The 24,349-nt window shown below is 52.0% G+C and carries 32 protein-coding genes; 5 read left to right on the top strand and 27 right to left on the bottom strand.

Going from position 1 to position 24,349, the window contains the following annotated elements; genetic code table 11:
- Positions 1–58 precede the first annotated feature (58 nt).
- From accC to aroQ, 5 genes are all read right to left on the bottom strand, one after another.
- Complete coding sequence (gene accC / locus RT52_RS14695; protein ID WP_034805940.1) at positions 59–1,402, bottom strand: acetyl-CoA carboxylase biotin carboxylase subunit; 1,344 nt, start codon at positions 1,400–1,402, stop codon at positions 59–61.
- Positions 1,403–1,409: 7 nt separating this feature from the next.
- On the bottom strand, positions 1,410–1,862 hold the full coding sequence (gene accB, locus RT52_RS14690) for an acetyl-CoA carboxylase biotin carboxyl carrier protein (RefSeq protein ID WP_034818107.1): 453 nt from the start codon (positions 1,860–1,862) through the stop codon (positions 1,410–1,412).
- A 114-nt stretch (positions 1,863–1,976) separates the two neighbouring features.
- Positions 1,977–2,543 carry an elongation factor P gene (gene efp / locus RT52_RS14685; RefSeq protein ID WP_024371514.1) on the bottom strand — a complete coding sequence of 189 codons (567 nt, stop codon included), beginning with the start codon at positions 2,541–2,543 and terminating at the stop codon, positions 1,977–1,979.
- Positions 2,544–2,572: 29 nt separating this feature from the next.
- Positions 2,573–3,640, bottom strand: coding sequence for a M24 family metallopeptidase (locus RT52_RS14680; RefSeq protein WP_034806041.1), 1,068 nt, complete (start codon positions 3,638–3,640; stop codon positions 2,573–2,575).
- On the bottom strand, positions 3,636–4,073 hold the full coding sequence (gene aroQ / locus RT52_RS14675) for a type II 3-dehydroquinate dehydratase (RefSeq protein ID WP_034805937.1): 438 nt from the start codon (positions 4,071–4,073) through the stop codon (positions 3,636–3,638). The genes RT52_RS14680 and aroQ overlap by 5 nt, the downstream gene beginning before the upstream one ends.
- 139 nt (positions 4,074–4,212) lie before the next feature.
- On the opposite strand from aroQ, the gene RT52_RS14670 reads away from it, so the two are divergent.
- Entirely contained in the window at positions 4,213–5,154 is a 942-nt protein-coding gene (locus tag RT52_RS14670; RefSeq protein ID WP_034818105.1) for a DUF1385 domain-containing protein, read from the top strand.
- A 15-nt stretch (positions 5,155–5,169) separates the two neighbouring features.
- Positions 5,170–5,580: an SA1362 family protein gene (locus tag RT52_RS14665; RefSeq protein ID WP_034805933.1), complete on the top strand. Its 411-nt coding sequence runs from the start codon at positions 5,170–5,172 to the stop codon at positions 5,578–5,580.
- A gap of 36 nt (positions 5,581–5,616) precedes the next feature.
- Here the strand turns inward: RT52_RS14665 and hpt are convergent, their stop codons facing one another.
- Together hpt and mntR are read right to left on the bottom strand one after the other, a co-directional pair.
- On the bottom strand, positions 5,617–6,144 hold the full coding sequence (hpt, locus tag RT52_RS14660) for a hypoxanthine phosphoribosyltransferase (RefSeq protein WP_034818284.1): 528 nt from the start codon (positions 6,142–6,144) through the stop codon (positions 5,617–5,619).
- Positions 6,145–6,311: 167 nt separating this feature from the next.
- Positions 6,312–6,743 (bottom strand): transcriptional regulator MntR, encoded by a 432-nt coding sequence (mntR, locus tag RT52_RS14655; protein WP_034805927.1) that lies wholly within the window; start codon positions 6,741–6,743, stop codon positions 6,312–6,314.
- A gap of 163 nt (positions 6,744–6,906) precedes the next feature.
- On the opposite strand from mntR, the gene RT52_RS14650 reads away from it, so the two are divergent.
- Positions 6,907–7,287 carry a rhodanese-like domain-containing protein gene (locus RT52_RS14650; RefSeq protein WP_081825815.1) on the top strand — a complete coding sequence of 127 codons (381 nt, stop codon included), beginning with the start codon at positions 6,907–6,909 and terminating at the stop codon, positions 7,285–7,287.
- 90 nt (positions 7,288–7,377) lie between these two features.
- On the opposite strand, the gene gcvPB is transcribed toward RT52_RS14650, so the two are convergent.
- The 13 genes from gcvPB to RT52_RS14585 all read right to left on the bottom strand — a co-directional run bounded on the left by gcvPB (position 7,378) and on the right by RT52_RS14585 (position 16,131).
- The gene (gene gcvPB, locus RT52_RS14645; RefSeq protein ID WP_034818104.1) at positions 7,378–8,853 is read right to left on the bottom strand and encodes an aminomethyl-transferring glycine dehydrogenase subunit GcvPB; all 1,476 of its coding nucleotides are present in this window, start codon (positions 8,851–8,853) and stop codon (positions 7,378–7,380) included.
- The gene (gcvPA, locus tag RT52_RS14640; protein ID WP_034818282.1) at positions 8,853–10,187 is read right to left on the bottom strand and encodes an aminomethyl-transferring glycine dehydrogenase subunit GcvPA; all 1,335 of its coding nucleotides are present in this window, start codon (positions 10,185–10,187) and stop codon (positions 8,853–8,855) included. The genes gcvPB and gcvPA overlap by 1 nt, the downstream gene beginning before the upstream one ends.
- A gap of 24 nt (positions 10,188–10,211) precedes the next feature.
- Positions 10,212–11,285, bottom strand: a complete 1,074-nt coding sequence (gcvT, locus tag RT52_RS14635) for a glycine cleavage system aminomethyltransferase GcvT (protein ID WP_034818103.1) — start codon at positions 11,283–11,285, stop codon at positions 10,212–10,214.
- 148 nt (positions 11,286–11,433) lie between these two features.
- Complete coding sequence (locus tag RT52_RS14630; protein WP_034805919.1) at positions 11,434–11,772, bottom strand: hypothetical protein; 339 nt, start codon at positions 11,770–11,772, stop codon at positions 11,434–11,436.
- Complete coding sequence (locus RT52_RS14625; RefSeq protein ID WP_034818101.1) at positions 11,769–12,254, bottom strand: shikimate kinase; 486 nt, start codon at positions 12,252–12,254, stop codon at positions 11,769–11,771. The genes RT52_RS14630 and RT52_RS14625 overlap by 4 nt, the downstream gene beginning before the upstream one ends.
- A complete protein-coding gene (locus tag RT52_RS14620; RefSeq protein WP_162174549.1) occupies positions 12,247–12,483 on the bottom strand; it encodes a hypothetical protein in 237 nt (78 codons plus the stop codon). Before RT52_RS14620 ends, RT52_RS14625 begins: the two co-directional genes overlap by 8 nt.
- A 29-nt stretch (positions 12,484–12,512) precedes the next feature.
- Positions 12,513–13,007 carry a hypothetical protein gene (locus RT52_RS14615; RefSeq protein ID WP_156028828.1) on the bottom strand — a complete coding sequence of 165 codons (495 nt, stop codon included), beginning with the start codon at positions 13,005–13,007 and terminating at the stop codon, positions 12,513–12,515.
- Positions 12,943–13,179 (bottom strand): hypothetical protein, encoded by a 237-nt coding sequence (locus tag RT52_RS14610; RefSeq protein WP_034818095.1) that lies wholly within the window; start codon positions 13,177–13,179, stop codon positions 12,943–12,945. Before RT52_RS14610 ends, RT52_RS14615 begins: the two co-directional genes overlap by 65 nt.
- Positions 13,166–13,603 carry a prepilin-type N-terminal cleavage/methylation domain-containing protein gene (locus RT52_RS14605; protein WP_034805905.1) on the bottom strand — a complete coding sequence of 146 codons (438 nt, stop codon included), beginning with the start codon at positions 13,601–13,603 and terminating at the stop codon, positions 13,166–13,168. The genes RT52_RS14610 and RT52_RS14605 overlap by 14 nt, the downstream gene beginning before the upstream one ends.
- Positions 13,600–13,911 carry a prepilin-type N-terminal cleavage/methylation domain-containing protein gene (locus tag RT52_RS14600; RefSeq protein WP_034805903.1) on the bottom strand — a complete coding sequence of 104 codons (312 nt, stop codon included), beginning with the start codon at positions 13,909–13,911 and terminating at the stop codon, positions 13,600–13,602. The genes RT52_RS14605 and RT52_RS14600 overlap by 4 nt, the downstream gene beginning before the upstream one ends.
- Positions 13,912–13,923: 12 nt before the next feature.
- Positions 13,924–14,880 (bottom strand): type II secretion system F family protein, encoded by a 957-nt coding sequence (locus RT52_RS14595; RefSeq protein ID WP_276324958.1) that lies wholly within the window; start codon positions 14,878–14,880, stop codon positions 13,924–13,926.
- The gene (locus tag RT52_RS14590; RefSeq protein WP_034818093.1) at positions 14,868–15,686 is read right to left on the bottom strand and encodes an ATPase, T2SS/T4P/T4SS family; all 819 of its coding nucleotides are present in this window, start codon (positions 15,684–15,686) and stop codon (positions 14,868–14,870) included. The genes RT52_RS14595 and RT52_RS14590 overlap by 13 nt, the downstream gene beginning before the upstream one ends.
- A 58-nt stretch (positions 15,687–15,744) precedes the next feature.
- On the bottom strand, positions 15,745–16,131 hold the full coding sequence (locus tag RT52_RS14585) for a Spx/MgsR family RNA polymerase-binding regulatory protein (protein WP_034805899.1): 387 nt from the start codon (positions 16,129–16,131) through the stop codon (positions 15,745–15,747).
- Between the two features lie 252 nt (positions 16,132–16,383).
- Here RT52_RS14585 and RT52_RS14580 point away from each other — a divergent pair, with 252 nt between their 5' ends.
- Positions 16,384–16,647 (top strand): DUF2626 domain-containing protein, encoded by a 264-nt coding sequence (locus RT52_RS14580; protein ID WP_034805897.1) that lies wholly within the window; start codon positions 16,384–16,386, stop codon positions 16,645–16,647.
- A gap of 37 nt (positions 16,648–16,684) precedes the next feature.
- On the opposite strand, the gene RT52_RS14575 is transcribed toward RT52_RS14580, so the two are convergent.
- On the bottom strand, positions 16,685–17,305 hold the full coding sequence (locus RT52_RS14575; RefSeq protein WP_034805894.1) for an MBL fold metallo-hydrolase: 621 nt from the start codon (positions 17,303–17,305) through the stop codon (positions 16,685–16,687).
- 157 nt (positions 17,306–17,462) lie between these two features.
- On the opposite strand from RT52_RS14575, the gene RT52_RS14570 reads away from it, so the two are divergent.
- Positions 17,463–17,642 carry a DUF2759 domain-containing protein gene (locus RT52_RS14570; RefSeq protein WP_034805892.1) on the top strand — a complete coding sequence of 60 codons (180 nt, stop codon included), beginning with the start codon at positions 17,463–17,465 and terminating at the stop codon, positions 17,640–17,642.
- 77 nt (positions 17,643–17,719) lie between these two features.
- On the opposite strand, the gene RT52_RS14565 is transcribed toward RT52_RS14570, so the two are convergent.
- The 6 genes from RT52_RS14565 to RT52_RS14540 all read right to left on the bottom strand — a co-directional run bounded on the left by RT52_RS14565 (position 17,720) and on the right by RT52_RS14540 (position 24,283).
- The gene (locus tag RT52_RS14565; RefSeq protein WP_034818092.1) at positions 17,720–19,636 is read right to left on the bottom strand and encodes an LTA synthase family protein; all 1,917 of its coding nucleotides are present in this window, start codon (positions 19,634–19,636) and stop codon (positions 17,720–17,722) included.
- A 229-nt stretch (positions 19,637–19,865) separates the two neighbouring features.
- Positions 19,866–20,834, bottom strand: coding sequence for an ROK family glucokinase (locus RT52_RS14560; protein WP_034818091.1), 969 nt, complete (start codon positions 20,832–20,834; stop codon positions 19,866–19,868).
- Positions 20,835–20,921: 87 nt separating this feature from the next.
- Complete coding sequence (locus tag RT52_RS14555; RefSeq protein WP_034805884.1) at positions 20,922–21,116, bottom strand: YqgQ family protein; 195 nt, start codon at positions 21,114–21,116, stop codon at positions 20,922–20,924.
- Positions 21,113–22,135 carry a M42 family metallopeptidase gene (locus tag RT52_RS14550; protein WP_034818090.1) on the bottom strand — a complete coding sequence of 341 codons (1,023 nt, stop codon included), beginning with the start codon at positions 22,133–22,135 and terminating at the stop codon, positions 21,113–21,115. Before RT52_RS14550 ends, RT52_RS14555 begins: the two co-directional genes overlap by 4 nt.
- Positions 22,136–22,150: 15 nt before the next feature.
- A complete protein-coding gene (locus RT52_RS14545) occupies positions 22,151–23,203 on the bottom strand; it encodes a rhomboid family intramembrane serine protease (RefSeq protein WP_034818088.1) in 1,053 nt (350 codons plus the stop codon).
- A 123-nt stretch (positions 23,204–23,326) separates the two neighbouring features.
- Positions 23,327–24,283 carry an L-lactate dehydrogenase gene (locus RT52_RS14540; RefSeq protein ID WP_034818087.1) on the bottom strand — a complete coding sequence of 319 codons (957 nt, stop codon included), beginning with the start codon at positions 24,281–24,283 and terminating at the stop codon, positions 23,327–23,329.
- Between the last annotated feature and the right edge of the window lie 66 nt (positions 24,284–24,349).

The following is a 24,349-nucleotide window of genomic DNA, read 5'->3' as shown; positions in this document are numbered from 1 at the left end:
TAAATTCAGTACAAAAAACAAGGAAGCCCGAAATAATGTTCGGGCTTCCTGAAAGTCGTTATTTCGAGAGCGTCATTTCTTTTTCGACAAATTTCGTGTCGAACGAACCGGTTTTAAAACGCTCGTGCGCCATCACTTGCTGGTGGAACGGAATTGTCGTATGGATGCCCGATACCGTGAATTCATCGAGGGCCCGGAGCATTTTCGCAATCGCCTCTTCCCGAGTCGGGGCATGGACGATCAACTTCGCGACCATCGAATCATAGAACGGCGGGATGACGGCACCGGCATAGAGCCCACTGTCGACGCGGACCCCCATACCGCCTGGGATGATGTATTGATCGATCTTCCCAGCCATCGGCCGGAAGTCCGAGAACGGGTCTTCGGCGTTGATGCGACATTCAATCGAGTGACCGGAAAAAGTGATGTCTTCTTGCGAGATGGCGAGCGGATGACCGAGCGCGACCTCAAGCTGCGCTTGGACGAGGTCAAACCCAGTGATCATCTCGGTCACCGGATGTTCAACTTGAATCCGGGTGTTCATCTCCATGAAGTAGAATTCGTTCACTTCCGGGACGTAGATGAACTCGATCGTCCCGGCACCTGAATACCGGATCGCCTTCGCCGCTTTGACGGCCGCTTCGCCCATCGCCCGTCTTGTCGCTTCGTCGATGGCCGGAGACGGCGCTTCTTCGACGAGTTTTTGCATGCGGCGCTGAATCGTACAATCCCGTTCGCCTAAGTGGATGACATTTCCATATTGATCGGCGAGCACTTGTACTTCGACGTGACGGAACGATTCGATATATTTCTCTAAATAGACGTCGCCGTTCCCGAACGCCTGCTTCGCTTCTTTACGCGTCGCGCTGAGCCCTTTAATCAGTTCCGCTTCATCGAACGCGACACGAATCCCGCGTCCGCCACCGCCGGCTGTCGCTTTGATGATGACCGGGTAGCCGATCTCACGGGCGAGTTCGATGGCCTCCCCGTCCGTCACGACGCCGCTCGAACCCGGTACGACCGGGACGCCCGACTCGATCATCGTCCGTTTTGCTTCGTCCTTGATGCCCATCTTTCGAATCGCATAGCTGCTCGGACCGACGAACTGAATGCCGCACGCTTCGCTCATCTCGGCGAATTCCGCATTTTCCGCCAAAAAGCCATATCCCGGGTGAATCATCGTCGCATCGACCGCACAAGCGACCGATAAAATGTTCGGGATATTCAAATACGAGTCTTTCGACGGGTTCGGTCCGATGCAATACGCCTCGTCCGCGAGCTTGACATGAAGCGCCTCCCGATCTGCCTCCGAGAAGACGGCGACGGTCGGAATATTCAATTCTTTCGCTGCTCGGATGATTCGGACAGCGATTTCACCACGGTTTGCAATGAGTAGTTTCATAGCGACCTCACTTCACGCTGAAGAGCGCTTGACCGTATTCGACCAAATCACCGTCGGCCACGAGCACTTCGACGATTTCGCCACTGATTTCCGCTTCGACGTCATTAAACAACTTCATCGCTTCGAGAATACAGACGACTTGACCTGTCTCGACTCGGTCTCCGACGTTCACGAACGCTTCTTTGTCCGGTGCCGGGCGTGAATAGAACGTCCCGACCATCGGCGAGGTAATCGTTTTATAGGCTGGCGTGGCAACAGGTGCAGCCACTTCTTCCACGTCGTTCGTGACGACAGGTGCTGCAACCGGCGTGACCGGGACTGCGTGCGCGGCTTGTGTGACGACTTGTGGGACCGCCTCTTTTTTCAATGACAATTTAAAATCAGACGTCTCAAGTTCCATTTCATGGATTGACGTTTGATCGAGCAATTCCATCAGCTCTTTAATATGATCGATTTGCATGAATATACCCCCTGTTTATACCTGGTACTAAACTCTACTCTACTATAACTGGTCAGACCAGTGAATGCAACGACAAAAAAGGGCGTCCATTCCGAAGAATGAACACCCTAATCTTTACCCGTTATAACGGCCCGTGAACTCACCAGTCCGTGTATCGACCGTAACTTTTTCACCCGGCTCGATGAAGAGCGGCACTTGGATGATGTGGCCCGTTTCGACCGTCGCGTTTTTCTTGACGTTCGATGCCGTATCCCCTTTGACGCCTGGGTCGGCTTCAACGATCGTCAAGACGACCGTCGTCGGGAGCTCGATACCGAGAATCTCGCCGTTGTAGTCCGCAATGCTCACTTCCATGTTTTCAAGCATGTATGGAAGGGCCGCTTTTACTTGTTCGCTCGTCAATTCGAGTTGCTCGTACGATTCGTTGTCCATGAACACGTACGTGTCACCCATCGGATAAAGATACTGCATGCGTTTGCGCTCGATGTGAGCCCGTTCGATGCGTTCCCCACCACGGAACGTCGTTTCTTGGATCGCACCTGTGCGCAAGTTACGCATCTTCGTCCGAACGAAGGCAGCGCCTTTACCTGGCTTGACGTGTTGGAATTCGATGACTTGCCAAATTGAACCGTCTGACGTTTTGACCGTGAGGCCTGTTTTTAAATCGTTTACTGATACCATGTTGATTTCCTCCTAAATTCAGACGAGGCTTACGCCTCAATCGTGATTAACTCTTTTGGCGATTGCGTGAGACGAACACATCCGTCCTCCGTGATCACGACATCGTCCTCGATGCGGCAACCGCCGACACCCGCGATATAAATGCCCGGCTCAATCGTGACGACCATGCCCGGCTCGAGAATCGTCTCGGAGCGGAATGACAGCCCCGGCGCCTCATGCACTTCCATACCGAGTCCATGCCCGGTCGAGTGACCGAAGTACTCCCCGTAACCGGCATCTTTGATGACGTCACGCGTCAACGCGTCCGCCTCGATTCCTGAGATGCCGGCTTTCGTCCCGGCTACGCCCGCGAGCTGCGCTTTGAGCACCGTGTCGTAAATGTTACGCAGTTCGTCCGAGATATCGCCGACCGCGAGTGTCCGGGTGATATCCGAACAGTAGCCTTTGTAATATGCGCCGAAATCAAGCGTGACGAGTTCGCCCGCTTCAATCACCTTGTCACTCGCTACGCCGTGCGGGAGAGCTGAGCGCCATCCTGAGGCGACGATCATATCAAACGATGATGAGTCCGCTCCTTGGCCACGCATGAACATCTCGAGTTCGTTCGCGACTTCTTTCTCGGTCCGACCTGGACGAATGAACGTTTGGATATGTTCGAAAGCCGCATCGGCAATCGCCGCAGCTTCCTTCATTATCTTAAGCTCTGCCTCATCCTTAATCAAGCGTAGCTTTTCCACAATTCCTGACGTCTCGACGAGCTCTGCCGTCACTTCCTTCTCATATGTCCGGTACGATCCGACCGTCATATCGTCTTGCTCGATTCCGAGGCGCTTCACCGACTCATGCGCAGCGATTTCAGCGACCGACTTGACGAGCGACGTTTTGAGTTCGACGATCGAATAGCCTTTCACTTGGCTCGCAGCTTGCTCTGTATAACGGAAATCGGTAATAAAGCTTGCCGATTCCGGTGTGATCAAGACGACACCGCTCGACCCGGTGAAGCCAGACAAATAACGGATGTTCTCTCGTTTCGTCACGAGTAGTCCGTCAATCCCGTTAGCGGCGAGTTCACGTTGTAACTTACTGACACGTTCAATCATGGCGATTCCTCCAATGTTCGATTAATGCGTGCAACGCGAGCGTATAACTCGTCAAGCCGAAGCCACTGATGACGCCGAGACAGACGGCGGCAAGCTTCGATTCATGCCGAAACGACTCACGGGCATGCACGTTCGAGATATGTACTTCGACGACAGGGGCGGAGATGGCCGCGATGGCATCTCGAAGCGCGATCGACGTATGCGTGTAGGCACCGGCATTGAAGATGACCCCTTCGTAATCGAACGCCTCGTGCAACGCATCGAGTAACGCGCCTTCATGATTCGATTGGACGAACGTGAGCTCGACGTCATCAGGCGCAACGAGCATCAACTCACTGGCTAACCCCTTCAATGATACGTTTCCGTACACGTCAGGTTCCCGTCTGCCCAGCAGATTCAAATTCGGTCCGTTCAACACAAGAATACGCAATCTACATTCCCCCTTCGTCAAGTCGCTTCTATTGTAACAAATTTAGACACAGTGCGTGAATCGAGTCACCTAAGGTTTCGTTTTTCGAACGAATCACGGTATAATTCAACTATACTACGGCTAGAATCGAGGAAATCGTATGACAACTAAACCATCCATCCCCGTCGGCGGGCAGGCGCTCGTTGAAGGTGTGATGTTTCAAGGACGGAGCGAGAGCGCTTCGGCGATCCGGCGTAAAGACGGGTCAATCGAGACGTTCAGTCAACCTCGCATCCTCGTGCCTTGGGTACAGTCTTTAAAGAAAGTCCCATTTCTGCGCGGCATCGTCGCGTTATATGAGTCGTTGAAGAACGGCTCGGCCCACATGACGTTCGCGAGTGACCGCTACGATGTCGACCCGAGCGAAGATGCAGTCGAGAAACCCGAGAAAAAACAAAACATCTTTATGGTGCTCATGATTGCCATCGTCGGGGTCATCTCCTACGTTTTCGGGAAGCTTATCTTCAACGTCACCCCGGCATTATTGGCCGCCATGTTTCAAAGCGTGCCGGCATTGTCCGGACACGTGATTCAAAACCTCCTCGAAGGGGGAATAAAATTAGTATTACTGCTCAGTTATCTCTACTTGATTTCCTTGACTCCGCTCATCAAGCGCGTGTTTCAGTATCACGGTGCCGAGCATAAAGTCATCAATTGTTACGAGTCCGGTCGACCGATTACGGTCGAGAACGTTCGCGCGAGCTCACGACTGCACTATCGTTGCGGTTCGAGCTTCATCTTGTTCACCGTGTTCGTCGGCATCGGCGTCTATATGATTGTGCCGATTGACCCGCTCTGGGTCCGACTCGTCAGCCGCATCGCACTGTTGCCGGTCGTCATCGGCATCTCATTCGAAGTACTTCAATTTACGAACCGTTTCCGCGATCATCGTTATTTGTCGGTTCTCGGCAAACCCGGCCTCTCACTTCAGTTGTTGACAACACGTGAGCCAAACGATGAACAAATCCAAGTCGCCATCGAGGCGTTCGAGACGTGGGAGCGCGCCGAAACCGTTCAACCGGCCGTTAAAAGAGAGGGTTAAAGAGGAGGAAACGCCATGATCAGACAAAGAATCGGCTCGACCGCAGCGACCATCGTGTTCATCTTAGGCTTCATCGGTGTCGGGCACATGCTCGCGACCGACCCCGGTCGTTTGTTCAGACAGTTGCTTTTCATCGGTATTTTCGGGTTAATCTTTTATGTGATTTACAAAGTGTTCATGGCGCCTAAAATCTCGGCTGAAGACATGCGTTACCGCAAGACGGCCCAAGCCTCGAAAAAGCGGATGCAACGTCCGAACAGCCCTCAAGTGAAACCTTCGGCGGCCGCGAAGAAAAAAGTGAAGCAAAAGCCTGGATCGAACGTGACGAAACTGTCAAAACGCCCGTCCTTGAATCGGACGGACAGACCGCAACTCACCGTCATCGAAGGCAAAAAGGGCAAGAAGAAGAAAAAAGCGAATATGTAAACAGGAGGCGACACAATCATGTGTCCCTCCTGTTTTTTAGTCCGTCTCCACGAAACCAATGTAAGGCAAGTTGCGATACTGCTCGGCGTAATCAATCCCATAGCCGATGACGAACTCATCCGGAATCTCAAAACCGACATAATCCGCTTCGAGTGTGACGAGACGACGGGCCGGCTTGTCGAGGAGCGTACAGATTTTCAACTCGCCCGGTTGATGGAGCGACATGTGCTGACATAAGAATTTCAGTGTTTGACCCGTGTCGATGATGTCTTCGATGATGACGACGTATTTGCCTTCGACATCCAAGTCGAGATCTTTTCGTAATTGGACGTTTCCGCTCGAGACTGACTTTTTGCCGTATGAAGACGCCGCGACCGTATCGAGTTGGACGCTCCCGTTCATCTGTCGCATCAAGTCAGCCGCAAACACCATCGACCCTTTAAGGACGGCAACAAGAACGATCGGCGTCCCCGCCGCATCCCGTTCAATCTGCTCTGCAAGTTCGCGCACACGGTGTTTAATCTGATCCTCATCAAATAATTTTCCTTTAATCTGAATATTCATCATGTCGGCGCATCGCGCGCCGTCACCCCCTCTTCAATCTATCCAGCCCCCATTCTATCACAACACTAGTAAAAAACCAGATGTTATTCTTAAATTTATTTTTAATGTTCGGTTTTAGAAGGGTATCCATCAAAAAAGGCACCGGTCCGACGACCGACACCTCACTTTCATGATTCATCTTGGGTGCGACGATGTTGCTGGAACTCATGAAACTGCTCCATCAATTCCGGCTTATCCTCGAAAAACTCCACGAATCCCGTCATACAGTCGAGGGTATCCGAACTCAAGTGATGCTCGATTCCCTCAACGTCTTCATAGACGTGCGCTTCGTCTGCTCCAATGAGCCGGAGAAACGATTCCAACATCGTATGGCGCTCGACAAGCCGCTTTCCAATCTTTTGACCTTTATGCGTCAACATGAGGCCGCGATATTTTTCGTAAACCAAATAGTCTTCTCGGTCGAGCTTTTGGACCATCTTCGTGACTGAAGAAGGGTGCACCCCTAAATGTTCCGCGATATCGGATACTCGGGCGTACCCTTTTTCCTCCATCAATAAATAGATTCGTTCTAAATAATCTTCCATACTCGGTGTCGGCATGGGCGTGGCCTCCCCTTCAGTTCCATTCTCCAATCTTTATTTTAGCGTAACGACCCATAAACCGAAAGCGCGAGGCGGAAATCCGTGAGTCAATCATTGTCTCATGACCTTATCTTCTTTATAATGAATGGTGGTAACTCAAGTAGAGAAAGGAAGAACAGTAATGGGAATCGAAACAATCCTCGTCATCATCCTATGGGGTGCACTCATCGCATACATCGTATGGCGCTTCATGCCAGCACGTGGTTTGAAAAAGATGAAGCAAGAAGAATTCCGGGCCTCGCTCCGAAAAGGACAATTGATTGATGTCCGCGAACCGAACGAATACAAAGGTGGTCACATCATCGGCGCGCGGAACATCCCCGTCGGTCAGATGAAATTACGCATGAAAGAACTTCGTAAGGACCAACCGATCCTCATGTACTGCCAAGGGAAGTCCCGGACGAACCAGGCGGCCAAGCTGCTATTGAAGAACGGATTCACGGACGTCTATATGCTCGAAGGCGGATTCAAGAACTGGAAAGGCAAAATCAAAAAAGATTAAGCCAAAACGGCCGATTCTCATCGCAGAGGATCGGCCGTTTTTTTAGGACGAGGTCCACTCTCTTGACGGGAGCGGGCCTCGTTTCATTGGTCAATTGATTGATGAAGGCTGTCGGTGCTCATATTTGAGCACTGGCTTCCGGGCAGCGAGCGTCTCGTCGAGTCGCTTGACGACGGTCGTATGCGGCGCCGTCTGGACGATTTCAGGATTCTCTTCTGCTTCCTTCACAATTTGGAGCATCGCGTCACAGAATGCGTCGAGCGTCTCTTTCGACTCGGTCTCCGTCGGCTCGACCATGATGCACTCCTCGACGTTGAGCGGGAAGTAAATCGTCGGCGGGTGATAGCCGAAGTCGAGCAAGCGTTTGGCGATATCGAGCGTACGGACGCCGAGCGCTTTTTGACGTTTGCCGGACAAGACGAACTCGTGTTTGCAATACGTGTCGTACGGCACATCGAACGCGTCCTTCAATCGGGCGAACATGTAGTTGGCGTTCAAGACGGCTTCACGCGACACGCGCGTCAATCCTTCCGCACCCATCGTCTTGATGTAACTATACGCCCGGACGTTGATGCCAAAGTTTCCGTAGAACGGTTTGATTCGGCCAATCGACTGCGGACGGTCATAGTCGAGCGTGTAGCCCGATTCCGCTTTTCGGACGATCGGCGTCGGCAAGTATGGTATCAAGTCCCGCTTGACACCGACCGGACCCGATCCCGGTCCACCACCGCCGTGCGGTCCTGTAAACGTCTTGTGCAAGTTCAAGTGCACGACGTCAAAGCCCATATCCCCCGGACGGGCGATTCCGAGAATCGCATTCGAGTTGGCACCGTCGTAATACAGCTTCCCGCCCGCCTCATGGACGACTTTACTGATTTCGAGAATGTCCGCTTCGAACAAGCCGAGTGTGTTCGGGTTCGTCAACATGAGCGCTGCCGTGTCATCCCCGACTTTCGCTTTCAAATCGTCCAAGTCGACGAGACCACGCGCATCCGATTTGACCGTCACCGTCTCGAATCCTGCCACGACAGCGGAAGCGGGGTTCGTACCGTGAGCAGAGTCCGGTACGAGTACTTTCGTCCGCTGCATGTCCCCGTTATGATGATGGAACGCTTTAATGAGCATGAGGCCCGTCCATTCCCCGTGGGCACCTGCGGCCGGTTGAAGCGTCACTTCGTCCATTCCCGTGATTTCAGCGAGCTTGTCTTGAAGATCGACCATCATCTCGAGCGCCCCTTGAACCGATTCGACCGGTTGGAGCGGGTGGATGTGGGCGAAGCCAGGAAGACGTGCCATGTCTTCATTCACTTTCGGGTTGTACTTCATCGTACACGACCCGAGCGGATAGAAACCAGAGTCAACGCCATGGTTCCGCGTCGAGAGCGACGTATAGTGGCGCACGACGTCGAGTTCAGATACTTCCGGTAGCTCAGCCGTTTGTTTTCGAATCATCGATGCCGGTAGTAGCGACTCGAGGTCCACTTCTGGTACTGTCGGTGTCGGCAAGTTGTAGCCGGTCCGGCCGGCACGTGACACTTCAAAAATGAGCGTTTGTTCGTGTTGCATCAGTTCATCCCCCCAACCACTTCAACAAATTGATCAATTTCCTCTTTCGTCCGGAGCTCGGTCGCACAGACGAGCATCTGTGTGCGGCGCTCCGCCTCATACGTCCCGAGCGGTAATCCGCCGATGATGCCATGGTCGAGCAAGTGGCGCGACACGTCGTCGGCGTCGACACCGAAATCGACGACGAACTCGTTGAACATCGGACCTTCATCAATCACGGCATAACCGGCTGCCTTCAATGACTCTTTCATGTAGTGCGCCGTCTGCATGTTGCGGACCGCCATGTCGCGAATCCCATACTTCCCGAGCGCCGACATCGTGATGGATGCAGCGAGGGCGTTGAGCGCTTGGTTCGAACAGATGTTAGACGTCGCTTTATCACGGCGGATATGTTGCTCCCGCGCCTGAAGCGTCAACACGAACCCACGTTTGCCGTCCTCATCGACCGTCTGACCGACGAGTCGGCCTGGCAGTTTACGCATGAGTGCCTTTTTGACGGCAAAGTAACCACACGATGGCCCACCGAAACTTTGAGGAATCCCGAACGGTTGCGCATCACCGACCGTGATGTCGGCCCCGAGCGCACCTGGTGATTCGAGTACGCCCAACGCGAGCGGGTTACTCGAGACGACGAAGAGCGCCCCCGCATCGTGTGCCGCTTTCGCAAGCGACGCCAAATCTTCGATTCGACCGTAGAAGTTCGGGTACTGGACGACGAGACACGAGGCATCTGTCAAATCGAGATCGCCCGACGTCAAGCCGTCGACGACCGGTGTGACTTCTACGTCAAGCCCTGGGCCGCCAGCATACGTCCGAATCACGTCTTTCGCTTCAGGATGGACCGCCCCCGAGACGACGATACGTTTTTTCTTCGTGTGGGCGCTCGCGAGATATGTTGCCTCAGCGAGCGACGTGATGCCATCGTACATCGATGAGTTGGCGACATCCATCCCTGTCAATTCACAAATCATCGTCTGAAACTCAAACATCGCTTGAAGTTCTCCTTGTGAAATTTCAGGTTGGTACGGCGTGTATGCCGTGTAAAACTCAGAGCGAAGCAACATATGGTTCATGACGCTCGGCGACAAATGATCGTACATGCCCGCGCCAAGGAAGCTCGGATGCGATTTCGTATGCATGTTTTTCTCGGCGAGTTTCGTCATATGACGGACGAGATCCACTTCAGGGAGCGGTGCCCCGATCGCTGACAGCGATGCCGACTCTCGTAATGAGGCCGGGATGTCTTCAAGCAAGTTATCAATCGACTCGACGCCGATCGTGTGCAACATGTCACGCTCATCTTGTTCTGTCATCGGCAAATAGCGAAATTCCATTCTGTTCATTCTGAATCCCCCTGTTTATTTACGTTTATAAAACGGTGTCGGTACGCGTTCGGCTTCTATTTTTTTCCCCCGGACGTCGACGATGAAGTGCGTCTCTTCCACGAAGCGGCGATCGATCCGAGCCCAGGCGATTGATTCGTTCACGGTCGGTGGCATCGTACCCGTCGTGACGACGCCAATCGTCTCTCCGTCAAACTCGACAGTCGCGCCTTGACGGGCGATGCCTCGCCCAAGTAGCTTCAAGCCAATCATCCGGCGCGGAATATCCTCTTTTTGTTTCACGAGTGCGTCTTTCCCGATGAAGTCTGTATCGAGCTTCACCGCAAAGTTCACGTTCGCCTCGAACGGCGTGACCGTCTCGTCGAGTTCATGGCCATATAACGGTAAACATGCCTCAAATCGCAACGTGTCACGCGAACCGAGCCCACACGGTGTCACTTGCTCGTTCTCGAGCGCTGACCAAATCCGACCGATGTGTTCTGCCCGCGCATATAACTCAAAACCATCCTCGCCGGTGTAACCACTTCTAGAGACGATCGTCGACACACCAGCCACGTCTCCTGTGAGGAAACGGAAGAATTTAATCTCTGCGAGCGGTAAATCCGTCAATTTGGATAGGATTTCCTCTGCTTTTGGCCCTTGGACTGCGATTTGACCGTATGCATCCGACTCATCCGTCACAGTGACGTCCCCTTCGACGTAAGCGTTGACGTGCGCGACATCTTTTTCGATATTCGAGGCGTTGACGACGAGCCAGAACGCGTCTTCGTCTAATCGATAGACGAGCAGATCGTCGACGACACCGCCGTCAGGTAAACAGAACAAGTTGTACTGGGCTTGGCCGATTTGAAGTTTTGACACGTCATTCGTCACGAGCCGTTGGACGTTTTGTAACGCGTCAGGCCCTTCGATCCGAATTTCCCCCATATGCGAGACGTCGAACATCCCGACATTTTCGCGGACGGCCATATGCTCTTCTTTAATCGTTGAAAACATGATCGGCATATCAAACCCCGCAAACTCCACCATTTTCGCCTTCGGTGCGATCAAGTCATACAAAGGCGTACGTTTAAGCGTAACTTTCTCCATATTATCCCCCAATCCCGAACATAAAAATAAAAACAAATGAAATATTTCGTTTCCACTATCACTCTATCAATTTTCACAGCTGCTGCCTAGCCTAAAACGACCAAAAAGAAAGAGGATGGAAAACGGAAACGTTTTCATCCTCATTATTTCATATTTTGCTCTCAGTGGAAACGGGCGAGCTTTCAATTCCTGCGGTCCGTTTGATTTCTTGTGTCAAACCGATCGATGCATCTTTCAGCTCGACCGACTCCGTCTTCACTTTGACCGATAACCGTTTCATTTCGGCGACGGACGCGTTCACCGTGTCGACGTGACGTTTAATCTCATCAATCAACTGTTGAATCACGCCAATCCGAATCTGAAAACGTTCGGTCAGGCGTTTGACGCGCCGGACGTCCCCTGCCATCTTCTTTTTGTATAGAAGAAAGCCATATAAGCCGAGCCCGACTAGCGCGAGCACGACGATGCCCAAGTTAATCCAAATCATTCGTTCTCCTCCTTCAATCGATTTAATTGTCGAACGACGTCTTCTGTACCACGTGAGGCATCGAGGACGATATCCGCCTCCCGGTAAAGCGGTAGACGACGGTCATATAAGGCGCGTACGTTCTCTTTGCCGCCTTTGACGAGCGGGCGGCTTGAATGACGAATCCGTTCCCAACACAATTCGAACGGCAAATCTAGCGCAATGACCGTACCGTGCGCCTTCATCCATTTAATGTTTCCCGGACGCTCCACGATGCCCCCGCCGGTCATAATATACTCCGCCTTCGTCGATCGCAAAAGCTCACTCTCGAGTTCACGAAAGGCAACTTCCCCGTGTTGATCAAAGAAGGACGGAATGTCCATACCGGCATGTCGTTCTAGCTGTTCGTCTAAGTCGACGACATGATTTGTTGTTTCAAGATATCGTTTTACGCTTGTTTTACCTGTACCCATAAACCCGATGATATAAAACGGCTTACTCATCGAAATAAATCACCTCTTTATGTCGCTCGCCCGTCACGAGCCGGATTTCGACTTCCGTCGTCCCGCTCCCGAGCGGTCGGCACGAGACTGTCCCGGTCGGTCTCGTTATGGCGGCAGCTTTCGCCTTGCAGTTCGCTTTCGCCACGAGCAAGTGCGCTTCGAACCGGATGGCGAGAATATCACGGGACAGCCGTTCCGTACTTCGTTCAATATCAGTATACCAAAACAACGATGCGCCAAGTATCCATGTCACGACAATCAAGGAAGAGAGGAGGAAGAAGCCGCTCTCATGCACATCACGTATTTTTCCCGCTTCCCATGCCGATCGTCGAACCGGATTTGATACCCCTGCCCTACCGATTCGACACGATACTGTTCGATTCCTCTGACGAATAATAGATTCCCTCCCCCGTCCCCGACCATGACCAAGTTGCCGTTAATCTGTTTCAACGTCCACGACCACGTCGTCTCGTCCGGACGCACGTATACACCGATGAGACGGCCGTCCTTGACGGCACAATCCCGACTGTCGATGACTTTACGGACGAACAGCTGAGAAGTCGTCGTCACATTTCCTCTCGGCTGCTCATACAACGTCTCACCGAGCGAGAGCAGATGGACGAGAAGTCCGACGAACAACGGGACGAGCATGAGTACAAACGTCAGTTCTAACATCGTGTACCCGCGCTCAAAGGGTCGGCAGACATAACTCTTCAACACAGACACGTCCTCGCCCGCTCGGGTTAGCTGCATCGATCAACACCTCCCGTTGCAACGCTTCATACTGCCGGACCGTCGCTTCCAATCGTTCGATTCGTTCATTGCCGTTCACGATAAACGGGACGAGTACTCCGATCCATCCAAGTAGCAATGCCAGGCTCAGACAAATCTCCCATAGCGTGACACCTCGTTCAAAACCCCTCACTTCGAATCACCTCCGGTTCGTACGTCCCCATCCGAAACTTTAGTGTGATCGATTGGGTGCCTGAAGAAAATTTCCATTGCCCGGCATACGAAGCCGCCGTCTTCGAGAACACAATCTCGCTTGACGTCGGCAGACTGAGCACAATCCCATCTGGAACTGGGACCGTCTTAATCGACGTCAATCCGCATGTGATATGATAGCGCCGTTCTTTCACGTACCAGCGCAAGCGCGGCACGCATTTCTCGTCAGCGGCGACATAAGGATACTGGCCCACCTCCGCGATGTCGGACAAGAGCCCTTCAGTGAAGTCGATTAAAGCGAGGCGGTCAATCGAACGTACCGCCGGCATTGCCAGTAGTAGCATCGATGACAAGACGAGCAGCACCGCCGCCATCTCAATGAACGTATAGCCATCTTGCCTCATTTTTTTGTGAGCGTGCCTGTTGCCGGCGCGTACGTATACGCCGTCGACTGACAACTGTACGTGAGTGGATCCGTCGCGCCGCCGCGTTTGATGACCGCGAGAGTCTCAGGATATGTTTTATGCTCCGCATAATAGAGGTTAATCTCTGACTCGACGATGCGGACACTCCCTTCGCAACTGACGCTGTCGGCTCGGCTCTTCCCGTCCGTCATCGACGGGACGAGCAGTAACAACAAAACAGAAATAATCAACAAGACCGCTGCCATCTCGACAAGTGTGAAACCGCGTTCCGTATCCCGATTGATCATCTTAATTCCTCCTCATAGTTGACCCATAATCAGTTGTACCGGTAAATAAATCGTATAAAACATCATCGTCACCATGACCGTTAACACACCATATAACGCCGGTTCCGCCTTGGCAATCAGTTCTTTCCAATAACTTTCCATCTCTTCAAAGACGAGTTCCCGATGGACGGCCATCATCGTACCCAGCTCCCCGCTGACGGAACCGACGCCAAACAGACTCACAACTTCGTGGTCTAAAAACGGTTCGTCCCTCGCGGCCGCTTCAAGCTCATAGCCGGCCGACATCCGGTCATGTATTCGTCTCGCAATCATCGCCACTTCGCCGTCCCCTACAGCCAACCGCTCAACGATGTGGCGCACTGACGCCTCTCCGTCCTGAAGTAGCGAAAGTTCACTGACGAACAAGTACGTGACGTATAGTCGCTGCCCCCGCTCTATGAGCGGAATGCGGATGACCCCGGCTTTTCCAAGACGATAGAGACCGGCCGCCGCAACAAGGAAACAGACGAACAAGCCCGGGAAGAACCACTTCGATAACAAAATCGCGTTCATGCCGCTCAACCGTTCGAGCTCGACCATCGTCAACAGCTTAGGAAAAATATACAGGGCGTAAATCGTGCCTAGACCAAACAACATCGTCATAATGACGAGCGGGTATCGGGCTAGCTGCTTCAACTCCTGTTCAAGGGAGGACCGCATTTCCGACAAGGCGAGCACTTGCTCGAGCCCTTCAATAAAATGGTGTCCGCGTTCCGCCGTCTCGAGCAACTCTCGCATCCGCTCGTTCGAGACGAGTGTCGCAAACACTTCGGCGAGTGACGCCCCTTCTTCGAGCGCGACACGCATGTTCGTCACGCTTTGGCGACGCTTTCCACGTTCATGCATCTCGAGCGTCTCAAACGCCTTTTTCAATCCGACACCTCGTGACTGTAACCTTAAAAATCGACGGATCGTGTTCAGTTCACACATGACTCGGGTAGTGACCATGAACATGTCATCTCCTCTCCTCGGTGAAGCACACACCAGTATCGATTGATTTCCATGTCGCCCGCTAACTCTCTGAGACGGCGTTCCCCGTCTTCAATCGTGGATGTGTGAAACGTCGCAATCGTCAGATGCCCGCTAAGCGCTGCATCATGCGCGACTTTCAATTCTTCGCTCGTCCGAACCTCGCCGATGACGATGACATCAGGGTCGGCCCGCAGCGTCTCTTTCAGAAGACTGCGATGATCGAGGCCCGCCTTCGCGTTCACCTCTAATTGGATAACACCGGTAATCGGTTGTTCCGGCGGGTTCTCAATCGTGACAATCCGTCGGTGATTCATCCGCTCGAGCAAGGCGTATAACACCGTCGTCTTCCCTGCCCCGGTCGCTCCGCCAATTAAAAAGAGTCCGTGTCGCATCATCGCGAATCGCTCAAACAGCATTTGATCTTCCTTTCCCACTAGTTCATGTAAATCGAACGACACGTTCGGCATACGCCATGACATTAACGTATGCTCGAACGACGGCAAGAACGTGACTCGAATCATCGCCGTCTCCGCATTGTACATTCCAGATTGCGGGACCCGTTGATCGGTTTCCGTCAATGAACACCAGTATTTCATATGTAGCGTCAATCGTTCATACTCCGTCCTGCCTAACGTCTCGACCACGTCCAACCGCGTCCCAGACCGAAAGTGGACCGCCACATCATGCTCATTCGGCATGAAATGCACATCACTTGCCCGATGCTCCCGCGCCAATTCAATCAATCGCCTCGTAACTGTACGCATTGTCCCCACCTCGCGATAAGCATAAAAAAAAGCCCACCTGTAGGAAAGTGGACTTGTGTTATGAAACGTTAGCTGAAGTTAAATCATGGCGACGTGCGTACGTCTCGATTGACACTTTGTCATATCCGACAATGACTTCTTTACCGTCCGTCAAAATCGGACGTTTCAGCAACTTTGGATTTTCACTCATCAAGTGAAGCAACTCGCTCAATTTCAAATCATCGACGTCAACGTTCAATTGCTTGAACGCCTGGCTTCTTGTCGCTAGCAGTGATTCGACGCCGTTGTCACACAATGTGAGCAACGTCTTCAATTCATCTACCGAAGGAGCGTCACGGAAAATATGACGTTCACTCACGTTGAGTTGCTGTTCTTGCAAAAACGCCTTCGTTTTTCGACATGACGTACAACTTGGATACGTATAAAACATCAATTCATTTGCCATTATAATTGCCTCCTTATAAGTTCGGTTTCCGCTCGTACATGTTGTGTGTAAGATGATTATACAATGGTTAGACAATAATGTACAGTGTTTGTACAACTTTTTTTATTTTTTTGTACAAGATTGTTCAACGATAAGATTTCACATATTTTTCACGATTATTTTGCTCAATTCACACGTTTCCGTAGCATTTTTTTTAATGTGTTGGTAAAATAGTGAATGAGAATGGAATAATGTACGTATGGGGGGATTAACATGGCGAGAATGTACCGTGTCCTTGGATTTTGGACTGGGTTGATCGCAGCGCTTGCGTTCGTGGGCGCGCTCGGTGGAGATCAAAGCGACAGTCATTACACGAATGATTTTATCGTTATGGGTCTTGTCTTTTTGGCTCAAACTATTTTCTTCGTCGCACTCGGCTATTTGAAACTGACTGAAAAAACGTATGTCTACGTGTTTGGCGCTTATTTGACGGTCTTCTTCATCGTCTTCACGTATTGGAGTAACTTCCAAATGTAAAAAAAGATTGTCTCATGACGAGACAATCTTTTTTCGTTCATCGGCTAAAGAAAGGATTGGACGTGATTTCGGCCCCGAGTGTCGTTTTCGGGCCGTGACCTGAATAGAGCACCGTCTCTTTTGGTAACAGTTGGCGAAGCCGGTCAATCGATCCGAGCAACGTGGCCTGGTCGCCGCCATACAAATCGGTGCGCCCGACCGATTGCTTAAAGATCAAGTCGCCGCAAAACGCGATTTTGTCACTTGGAAGATAGAGTGTCACACTCCCAGGTGAATGTCCCGGCGTGTGATGCAGCTCAAACGCGAGCGCCCCAATCTCAAGTGTTTTTCCTTGATACGTTCGTTCCGCAGGTCGCATCGAAGCGGATGGCAAATGAAATTTGGCCGCCCCGTTCTTTTCGTCATCGGTTAACCACGTCCGCTCTGCTTCGTGGACGTACACGGGCACGTTAAAGCGATCGCGTAACGCATCAATGCCGCCGATATGGTCGAAATGGGCGTGGGTCAACAAGATGGCGTGTAATCCGCCGAACCGTTCGACCGCCTCAAAGAACCGACTATCATCCGTCCCCGGGTCGATGATGACGACCGTTCCGTCCTGTTCGACGACATAACCGTTCTCTTGTGCCAAGCCGGATGTGATTTTTACAACGTTCATTATGAACACCTCCGTATCCATTCTAATCGATATTGTGGCAAAATTGTAGCAGCGCCTTTCTTTGCTCGACAGCGTCACATATTTCGGATAAAATAATAGTGATATTTCAGTGAAATTTTTATGAATTTCATGACGTATAATAAAGGGGGAACTCGTCATGCATTTGTATGAGCCATTTGGATGGATCTCACTCATCGTGGCACTCGTTGCGATTTGGGGAATGGCCCGTTCATTCAAGAAGCGTCAATTCTTTCCACTCGCCTTTGCAGCCGTCACCGTGCTCGTCTTCGGATTTTTCGGTATCGCGACATTGATTTACGGTGGAATTCCAAGCTAATGAAGTACTAAAAAACGACTTCGGTCGTTTTTTTTGTACAGTAAAAGCGTCGTCCGAACGGACGACGCTTTTCTCAATCAGTTATTCGACTGTTCTTTGAAACGCAACAAATCGGAGTAAATCAAATCATCGTTCATCTGTAGAATCGACTCTGCCTCTTCGTTGACTGGTCCACAGAGCGAAGCGTCCTCGACGACTTCGCCTGTCTGCGCATCATAACATGTCGATTGCGTCCAAACGTACTCGTCGGTCAACACGGTGCCGTCCCGGAAGATGGCGCGACTGTTCCGTTCTTTCGAGAACAGGTCGTTTCCGAATCCGATCAAGTCGGACGTATCCATGCCTAACAAGTGGAGAATTGTCGGCTTCATATCAACATGACTGCCGATCGTTTCATGCACTTCACCTTTTGTTTGGTCAGGTAGGTGGACGACGAATGGCACTTGTTGAAGTTTCGCCACGTCATACGGCGTCAATTCTTCTTTCCCGAGCAAGTCAGCCATCGCGGCGTTGTGGTTCGTCGAAATGCCATAATGGTCCCCGTAGACGATGAAGATCGTGTCGTCCCACATGCCGTTCGCCTTCAACTCGTCGATGAACAGCCCGAGCGCATAGTCCTGATAGGCGAGCGCCTGCGGGAAGTTGTTGAGCGTCGTCGAGTTCGTCTCGAACTTCGGCACGAGCTCATAGTCTTCGCTCGGCATCGTGTAAGGGAAATGGTTCGTGAGCGTGATGAACTTTGCATAGAACGGTTGCGGAAGCTCTTCAAGCATCGGAATCGACTGTTCGAAGAAACTATCATCGAGCAGTCCCCACTCGGTCATGTCTTCTGGGTTCCCAAGGTCATAGCTCTTCTCGTCAAAGAATTCGTCGACCCCGACGTTCTTATACATATGGTCGCGGTTCCAGAACGATTTGTTGTTCGCATGGAACACGGCCGAATAATAATTATCTTCTTTGATCACTTCAGGAAGGGCCTGATATTCGTTATCGGCGTTCGTGAAGTAGACGGCTCCGCGCGGAAGTCCGTAGAGCGAATTGTCGAGGGCGAACTCGGCATCGGACGTCTTGCCTTGTCCGACCGTGTGATAATAGTTCGGCCAGAAGTGTGACTCTTCAATCAGTTTGTTCAAGTTCGGCGTGATGTACTCGCCGTTTGAAGCCTTCATGTTGTGGGTGAAGTTTTGAGCCGACTCGAATGAGACGACGATGACGTTCTTGCCCTTATACTTCCCGAACAGCTCCGGGTCCGGCGCCGCATAGTTTTGACGGGTGAACTGTTCGATTTCAGCAAGCTCCGACCCATCTGCCATCGCTTTTTGCGCCGACGTCTTCGTCTGGAGCATCGCGTCGTACACGTGGAAGTTGAACGTCCCGATGTTTTTGACGAGCAGTTCGCGGTCGAACGAGCGTGTCAAGAGCTCTGGGCGTTCCGTCTCCGCGAGCGACAAGTTGAAGAGGAACACCGCGACGGCCGCCACGAATGTGACGAGCGCACGTCGATGGGATGCCGCGTTCTGACGCGTGTTCACTTTCCAAAGGATGAACGGCAACACGAGCACATCGCCAAGGATGATCAAGTCCTTCCATTCAAGCAATGACGTGAACGATGTCGACAACGTCTCCATGTTCGACGGTTGCAAGATGACCGGCATCGTCAAGTAGTCTGTGAACTCCCGATAATAGACAGCATCCGCAAACAAGATGAACGAGGCGAACGCATAGAGCGTGAAAATCACCCATTTTTGTTTACTGCCTTTGAAGAAGAAGCTGAACGCGAACAGGAACAGCGTCGAACTAATCGGGCTGATTAGTAAAATGAAGGCTTGCGCAGTGTTTTCAATCGGAATGTTGAAGAAAAATTGGTATACGATGTACGTCTTCGTCCAAAGCAATAAAGTAAAAATCCAGAATAAACGATATTCTTGAAACGAAGCGCGGACCGTTTCATTCAGTCGCATAGTTAGCTTCGAGAAGCGTTGAGATGACTTCATCTGACGGTCTCCTCCTCTTTTCAGTTTTTAACGACCGCAGTCGTATGAGGTTCGTGTATAGTTTGTTCTCTTTTTCACGAACGGTATCAGTCCAGTATCAAGTTCAAATCTTACCCCTTTTTTAACAAAAAATCAACTCCACGATTACAAAATTTACATTACTCAATACCCGTTCCACGTAAAAAACACGCCTATGCGAGTCGCATAGGCGTGACAGTCTGACATCGAGTTAGACGCGTGTCGGCAAGAAGTGTTTCCGGGCGAGCCAGGCGCAACCGATGACACCGGCATCGTTTTCGAGTTCCGCAATTTTGAACGTCGTCGACTCATACACGCGTTCGAGCGCGAATCGTTTGAACTGGGCATCGAGCGGTTCAAGGAGTGCTTCACGCGCTTTCGAGACGCCGCCACCGATGACGATGATCTTCGGGTTGAGCGTGTTGGCGATATTCGAAATCGTCAGACCGAGGTATTCCGTCATCTCTTCGACGACTTCGGTTGCCACTTCATCGTTCGCTTTGTACGCTTCGAACACATCGCGAGCGGTCACTTCTTTCAATTCATTCAACGACGTTGTCCGATTTTTACGTTTTTGTAGCGCCAAACGCGAGACGCCCGTCGCCGAGGCGATCGTCTCGATGCATCCGGTGCGGCCACATCCACACTTGACCGCTTTCGCCGTATCACGCTCGACGGTGATATGTCCAATTTCCCCGGCCATTCCCGCTGCCCCGTGGACAATGTTTCCATTCGTGATGACACCGCCTCCGACGCCTGTACCGAGCGTGACGGCGAGGAGCTCCGACGCCCCTTCTCCGGCACCTTTCCACATCTCGCCGAGCGCGGCCGCGTTCGCATCGTTCTCGAGAACAGCCGGCAATCCGACCGCTTTCTCGAACTCGCTGACGAGCGCAAAGTTTTTCCATCCGATGTTCGGTGAATACTCGACAATCCCCTCCGAGAAGTTGATGAATCCTGGTGCCCCGATGCCGGCCCCGGCAAAGTCCTCTTTAGACTTTCCTGATTCTACAAGATAAGCATTGAAAGAAGTCGCGATATCTTTTGGAATATGTACCCCGTTCTCACGAATATCTGTCGTAATCTCCCACTTGTCCGAAATGATGCCATTCATATCAAGGACGGCCATTTTCACCGTCGTACCACCGATGTCGATTCCTAATAACCATTTCATATCCATCACTCCTCATGTCAAATAAATCGCTTTCATTCAATAGTTTACACTATCGAACCCCTTGTGCAAACATTTGCACAAGGGGTTTTTCTGTCAATCTATCGAATTTTTTAATTCATGTGTCAAAATGATCTTTGCCGTGTCATAATCGCGCTGCTCGATGATGCCACCCGCATGAAGTTCATCTAGTTCCATCATCATCAAGCTGATTTCAGCATCCCGCTCACCAATGTAAATGATGGTCCCAAATCCTTTCAAAAACTGTTGCACGTCATAGAAGTTTTTCATACATGCCCCTCCATTCGCGAGAGTACGTATCGATGCAACAGCTTACGTGTCGCCTCGAGCGAAGAAACGTGTGTCCGTTCGTAACTATGGCTCGACTCGATTCCCGGGCCGACGAGGGCGTGCCGAACGTCATGGCCGGCACTGACTGCCGCTGATGCATCCGAACCATAAAAAGGATAGACGTCGATTTTGAATGCGATGCCTTCGTCTCTGCAAATCGAAGTGAATTGGCGACGTAACTTTAAATCGTACGGACCAGACGAGTCTTTGGCACAAATCGAGACCGTATACTCGTCCGAGTGTTGACCGTCTCCAAGCGCCCCCATATCGACGGCGATATATTCGACGACATCGTCCGGAATCCCGGCGTTGCCGCCGAACCCGACTTCCTCATAGTTCGAGATCAAGTAGTGGACCGGATGCGGCAACTCGGCGGCAACGAGGTCACGGGCCAAATCGAGCAAAATCGCCACCGATGCCTTATCGTCGAGATGACGTGACTTGATGTATCCTGTGTCCGTTTGCTTGAAACGGGGATCGAACGAGACGAAATCTCCGACTTCAATGCCGAGCGCTCGCACATCTTCCTCAGAATGAACGTCAGCATCGAGCCGGACCTCGATGTTCGAGGCAGAGCGTTCGGCGCTATTCGTATCTCGATAAACGTGGACACTCGATTGATGGACCAAAATCGTCCCTTCGACCGCTTCATTCGACTCGCGGTGCACAAGACAGTTCTCCCCCTCAATCGCCGTCCACGCATAACCGCCGACTTGCGTGAGGCGAAGGCGGCCGCTCGGTAAAATCTCTTTCACCATCGCCCCGAGTGTGTCGACGTGTGCCGTCAGCAAGCGGGCCGGGCCCACCTTTCCGTCGAACGTGGCAAGGAGCGCCCCTTTATTCAGACGTTTCGTCTTTACGTCGAGCTTCGCGAGCTGTTGCTCGACAAACTCAATCGCTTCATCGGTCATCCCCGATGGACTCGGTATTTCTACAAGTTGTTTCAACGTATCAATCATTTGATTACCCCTTTGTCATCGAAAATAGCCATACAGGAAACAGGCGACAGTAAGCGCGACTGCGCTAACGAGGAACACGACGCGTCGCATGTATCGCGTCTCGTCCGGGAGACCGACGACACCCGCCATCAAGAAGCCGCCGACGAGACCGCCGGCGTGGGCGGAATGGTCGAGGCTTGCCCCGAGTACGAACGCAAGTCCTACATTCAATCCTAACATAATGAATAACGGCGGACCGAGTGTCTTCATAAAAAGTGATCGATCCCGAATCCCAAAGTAGAGCAAGGCGCCGACGAGTCCAAAAAGCGCACCCGACGCACCTGCCGAGATGGCATCACTGAACGCATACGACGCCGTCGACGCGATGATGCCCGCCAACAGATAAATGATGACGAAGCGCGGCGACCCGTACATCCGTTCCACGAGCGGCCCGAGCGACCAGAGCGCGAACATGTTGATGCCGAAATGGAACCAACCGATGTGGAGGAACATTGGCGTCAGAAGACGCCACCACTCCCCTTCGTCAATCAACGGATTCACTTTCGCCCCGAATCGAATGAGCGTGTTCGGGTCGAGCGTCGACCCGACCGACTCGGCAAGCCACATGATGAAAAACGTCACAAACATAAATACATACACCGCCTGCGGCTTCCCAAACGCAAACCGTCGTTTCAATTCCGCTTTGCGCTCCTGATCAAGCGCGAGCGCGAGCGGACGATAGTCGGCCTCCCCGATGTCTTCTGACGTGATATGCCGCTCAATCGTCACTTTCGCCGGAATCTTGAACGTGAGCGACGCGACTCGCTCTTCGTCGACGAGCGGCTCCCCATACAGATGGATGCGTAACTTACTCTTCCCTAGACGGGCAAGGCGGAACGAATTCATAATCGCCTCGATGTCCATCCCGACGTGGTTAGCCCACGCCTTATCGGTCCTTATGTACAGGTGATAGACGTCTCCCGCTTTCGTGTCAAACAAGAGTAGCGCCCGAGACGGCTCGAGGATCCCTTCGACGCGCCCCCCCGCCAACACGTTCTGATAGATGTCTTCCCAAAATGAGCTCGTCATCTGAAATCCCCTCCCTTCCCTATAATTGTAATCCAATTCTGAAGCGGCGACAAAAAGGAGACCTCCCTTATATGCCCGTCAAAAAAACAGCCGGCACGAAGCCGGCTGCACTCTCTCGTTCACTTATAGCACGGGCTGCATCGTCTTCATCAAGACGTCTGCTGAATGGTGCATCTTTTGTTTCTCTTCTTCAGACAATTCGATTTCGACGACTTGGCGCACCCCTTGGCGATTGATGATGGCCGGGACGCCGATATGAATGTCATGTAGCCCGTACTCACCGTCCAAGTAGGCCCCGACCGTGAGAAGCGTGTTCTCGTTCCGGAGCACCGCTTTGACGAGGCGAAGCAGTCCGAGACCAATCGCATAATACGTCGCGCCTTTACGCTCGATGATATGATAAGCCGCATCACGGACGTTGACATAAATATCTTCAAGGTCTTCCCACGTGTATTCGTCGTTCTCTTCAAGCAACTGCTCGACCGACTTGCCGTAGATTCGGGCGTTACTCCATGCCGCGAACTCCGTGTCCCCGTGCTCACCCATGATGTACGCGTGACAGTTGCGCGGGTCGACGTTGAAGTAATCACCGAGCATGTAACGGAGACGTGACGTGTCGAGCACCGTGCCTGATCCGAAGACGCGATGTTTCGGAAGTCCAGAATATTTCCACGCCAAGTGGGTCATGATGTCGACCGGGTTCGATGCGATGATGATCATCCCGTCAAATCCTGATGCCATGATTTCCCCAATCATCGACTTCATGATTTTCGCGTTCTTCTCGACGAGGTCAAGACGCGTTTCACCCGGCTTTTGCGGTGCCCCTGCCGTGATCACGACGATATCTGCCGCCCCACAGTCCGCATAATCCCCGGCCCATACACGCATCGGTGAAGAAGCGAACGAGACGCCGTGATTCAAATCCATGGCTTCCCCTTCTGCTTTGGCTTTGTTAATATCGATGATTACGAGTTCTTCACAAAGGCTCGCTGTTGTCAATTGGTATGCGAAGCTCGCACCGACTGCACCGGCACCGACGAGCGCGACGCGTGTTACTTTTGCATGATTTAATGTTTCCATGTTGATTTTCCACCCTTCGAACAATCTGTTTCATGTTTTAGTAATATCTGTTACATAAAGATTGTA

Origin of the sequence: Exiguobacterium alkaliphilum 12/1, from assembly GCF_000714435.1 — a bacterium.
GTDB lineage: Bacteria > Bacillota > Bacilli > Exiguobacteriales > Exiguobacteriaceae > Exiguobacterium > Exiguobacterium alkaliphilum.
This window is presented reverse-complemented; position numbering and strand designations above follow the sequence as displayed.

What these genes read in the sequence shown, in the direction of transcription:
- accC (WP_034805940.1), bottom strand. Translation starts at nt 1,402, where the DNA reads ATGAAACTACTCATTGCAAACCGTGGTGAAATCGCTGTCCGAATCATC.
- accB (WP_034818107.1), bottom strand. Translation starts at nt 1,862, where the DNA reads ATGCAAATCGATCATATTAAAGAGCTGATGGAATTGCTCGATCAAACG.
- efp (WP_024371514.1), bottom strand. Translation starts at nt 2,543, where the DNA reads ATGGTATCAGTAAACGATTTAAAAACAGGCCTCACGGTCAAAACGTCA.
- RT52_RS14670 (WP_034818105.1), top strand. Translation starts at nt 4,213, where the DNA reads ATGACAACTAAACCATCCATCCCCGTCGGCGGGCAGGCGCTCGTTGAA.
- RT52_RS14665 (WP_034805933.1), top strand. Translation starts at nt 5,170, where the DNA reads ATGATCAGACAAAGAATCGGCTCGACCGCAGCGACCATCGTGTTCATC.
- hpt (WP_034818284.1), bottom strand. Translation starts at nt 6,144, where the DNA reads ATGAATATTCAGATTAAAGGAAAATTATTTGATGAGGATCAGATTAAA.
- mntR (WP_034805927.1), bottom strand. Translation starts at nt 6,743, where the DNA reads ATGCCGACACCGAGTATGGAAGATTATTTAGAACGAATCTATTTATTG.
- RT52_RS14650 (WP_081825815.1), top strand. Translation starts at nt 6,907, where the DNA reads ATGGGAATCGAAACAATCCTCGTCATCATCCTATGGGGTGCACTCATC.
- gcvPB (WP_034818104.1), bottom strand. Translation starts at nt 8,853, where the DNA reads ATGCAACACGAACAAACGCTCATTTTTGAAGTGTCACGTGCCGGCCGG.
- gcvPA (WP_034818282.1), bottom strand. Translation starts at nt 10,187, where the DNA reads ATGGAATTTCGCTATTTGCCGATGACAGAACAAGATGAGCGTGACATG.
- gcvT (WP_034818103.1), bottom strand. Translation starts at nt 11,285, where the DNA reads ATGGAGAAAGTTACGCTTAAACGTACGCCTTTGTATGACTTGATCGCA.
- RT52_RS14630 (WP_034805919.1), bottom strand. Translation starts at nt 11,772, where the DNA reads ATGATTTGGATTAACTTGGGCATCGTCGTGCTCGCGCTAGTCGGGCTC.
- RT52_RS14625 (WP_034818101.1), bottom strand. Translation starts at nt 12,254, where the DNA reads ATGAGTAAGCCGTTTTATATCATCGGGTTTATGGGTACAGGTAAAACA.
- RT52_RS14615 (WP_156028828.1), bottom strand. Translation starts at nt 13,007, where the DNA reads ATGCAGCTAACCCGAGCGGGCGAGGACGTGTCTGTGTTGAAGAGTTAT.
- RT52_RS14605 (WP_034805905.1), bottom strand. Translation starts at nt 13,603, where the DNA reads ATGAGGCAAGATGGCTATACGTTCATTGAGATGGCGGCGGTGCTGCTC.
- RT52_RS14600 (WP_034805903.1), bottom strand. Translation starts at nt 13,911, where the DNA reads ATGATCAATCGGGATACGGAACGCGGTTTCACACTTGTCGAGATGGCA.
- RT52_RS14595 (WP_276324958.1), bottom strand. Translation starts at nt 14,880, where the DNA reads ATGTGTGAACTGAACACGATCCGTCGATTTTTAAGGTTACAGTCACGA.
- RT52_RS14590 (WP_034818093.1), bottom strand. Translation starts at nt 15,686, where the DNA reads ATGCGTACAGTTACGAGGCGATTGATTGAATTGGCGCGGGAGCATCGG.
- RT52_RS14585 (WP_034805899.1), bottom strand. Translation starts at nt 16,131, where the DNA reads ATGGCAAATGAATTGATGTTTTATACGTATCCAAGTTGTACGTCATGT.
- RT52_RS14580 (WP_034805897.1), top strand. Translation starts at nt 16,384, where the DNA reads ATGGCGAGAATGTACCGTGTCCTTGGATTTTGGACTGGGTTGATCGCA.
- RT52_RS14575 (WP_034805894.1), bottom strand. Translation starts at nt 17,305, where the DNA reads ATGAACGTTGTAAAAATCACATCCGGCTTGGCACAAGAGAACGGTTAT.
- RT52_RS14570 (WP_034805892.1), top strand. Translation starts at nt 17,463, where the DNA reads ATGCATTTGTATGAGCCATTTGGATGGATCTCACTCATCGTGGCACTC.
- RT52_RS14565 (WP_034818092.1), bottom strand. Translation starts at nt 19,636, where the DNA reads ATGAAGTCATCTCAACGCTTCTCGAAGCTAACTATGCGACTGAATGAA.
- RT52_RS14560 (WP_034818091.1), bottom strand. Translation starts at nt 20,834, where the DNA reads ATGGATATGAAATGGTTATTAGGAATCGACATCGGTGGTACGACGGTG.
- RT52_RS14555 (WP_034805884.1), bottom strand. Translation starts at nt 21,116, where the DNA reads ATGAAAAACTTCTATGACGTGCAACAGTTTTTGAAAGGATTTGGGACC.
- RT52_RS14550 (WP_034818090.1), bottom strand. Translation starts at nt 22,135, where the DNA reads ATGATTGATACGTTGAAACAACTTGTAGAAATACCGAGTCCATCGGGG.
- RT52_RS14545 (WP_034818088.1), bottom strand. Translation starts at nt 23,203, where the DNA reads ATGACGAGCTCATTTTGGGAAGACATCTATCAGAACGTGTTGGCGGGG.
- RT52_RS14540 (WP_034818087.1), bottom strand. Translation starts at nt 24,283, where the DNA reads ATGGAAACATTAAATCATGCAAAAGTAACACGCGTCGCGCTCGTCGGT.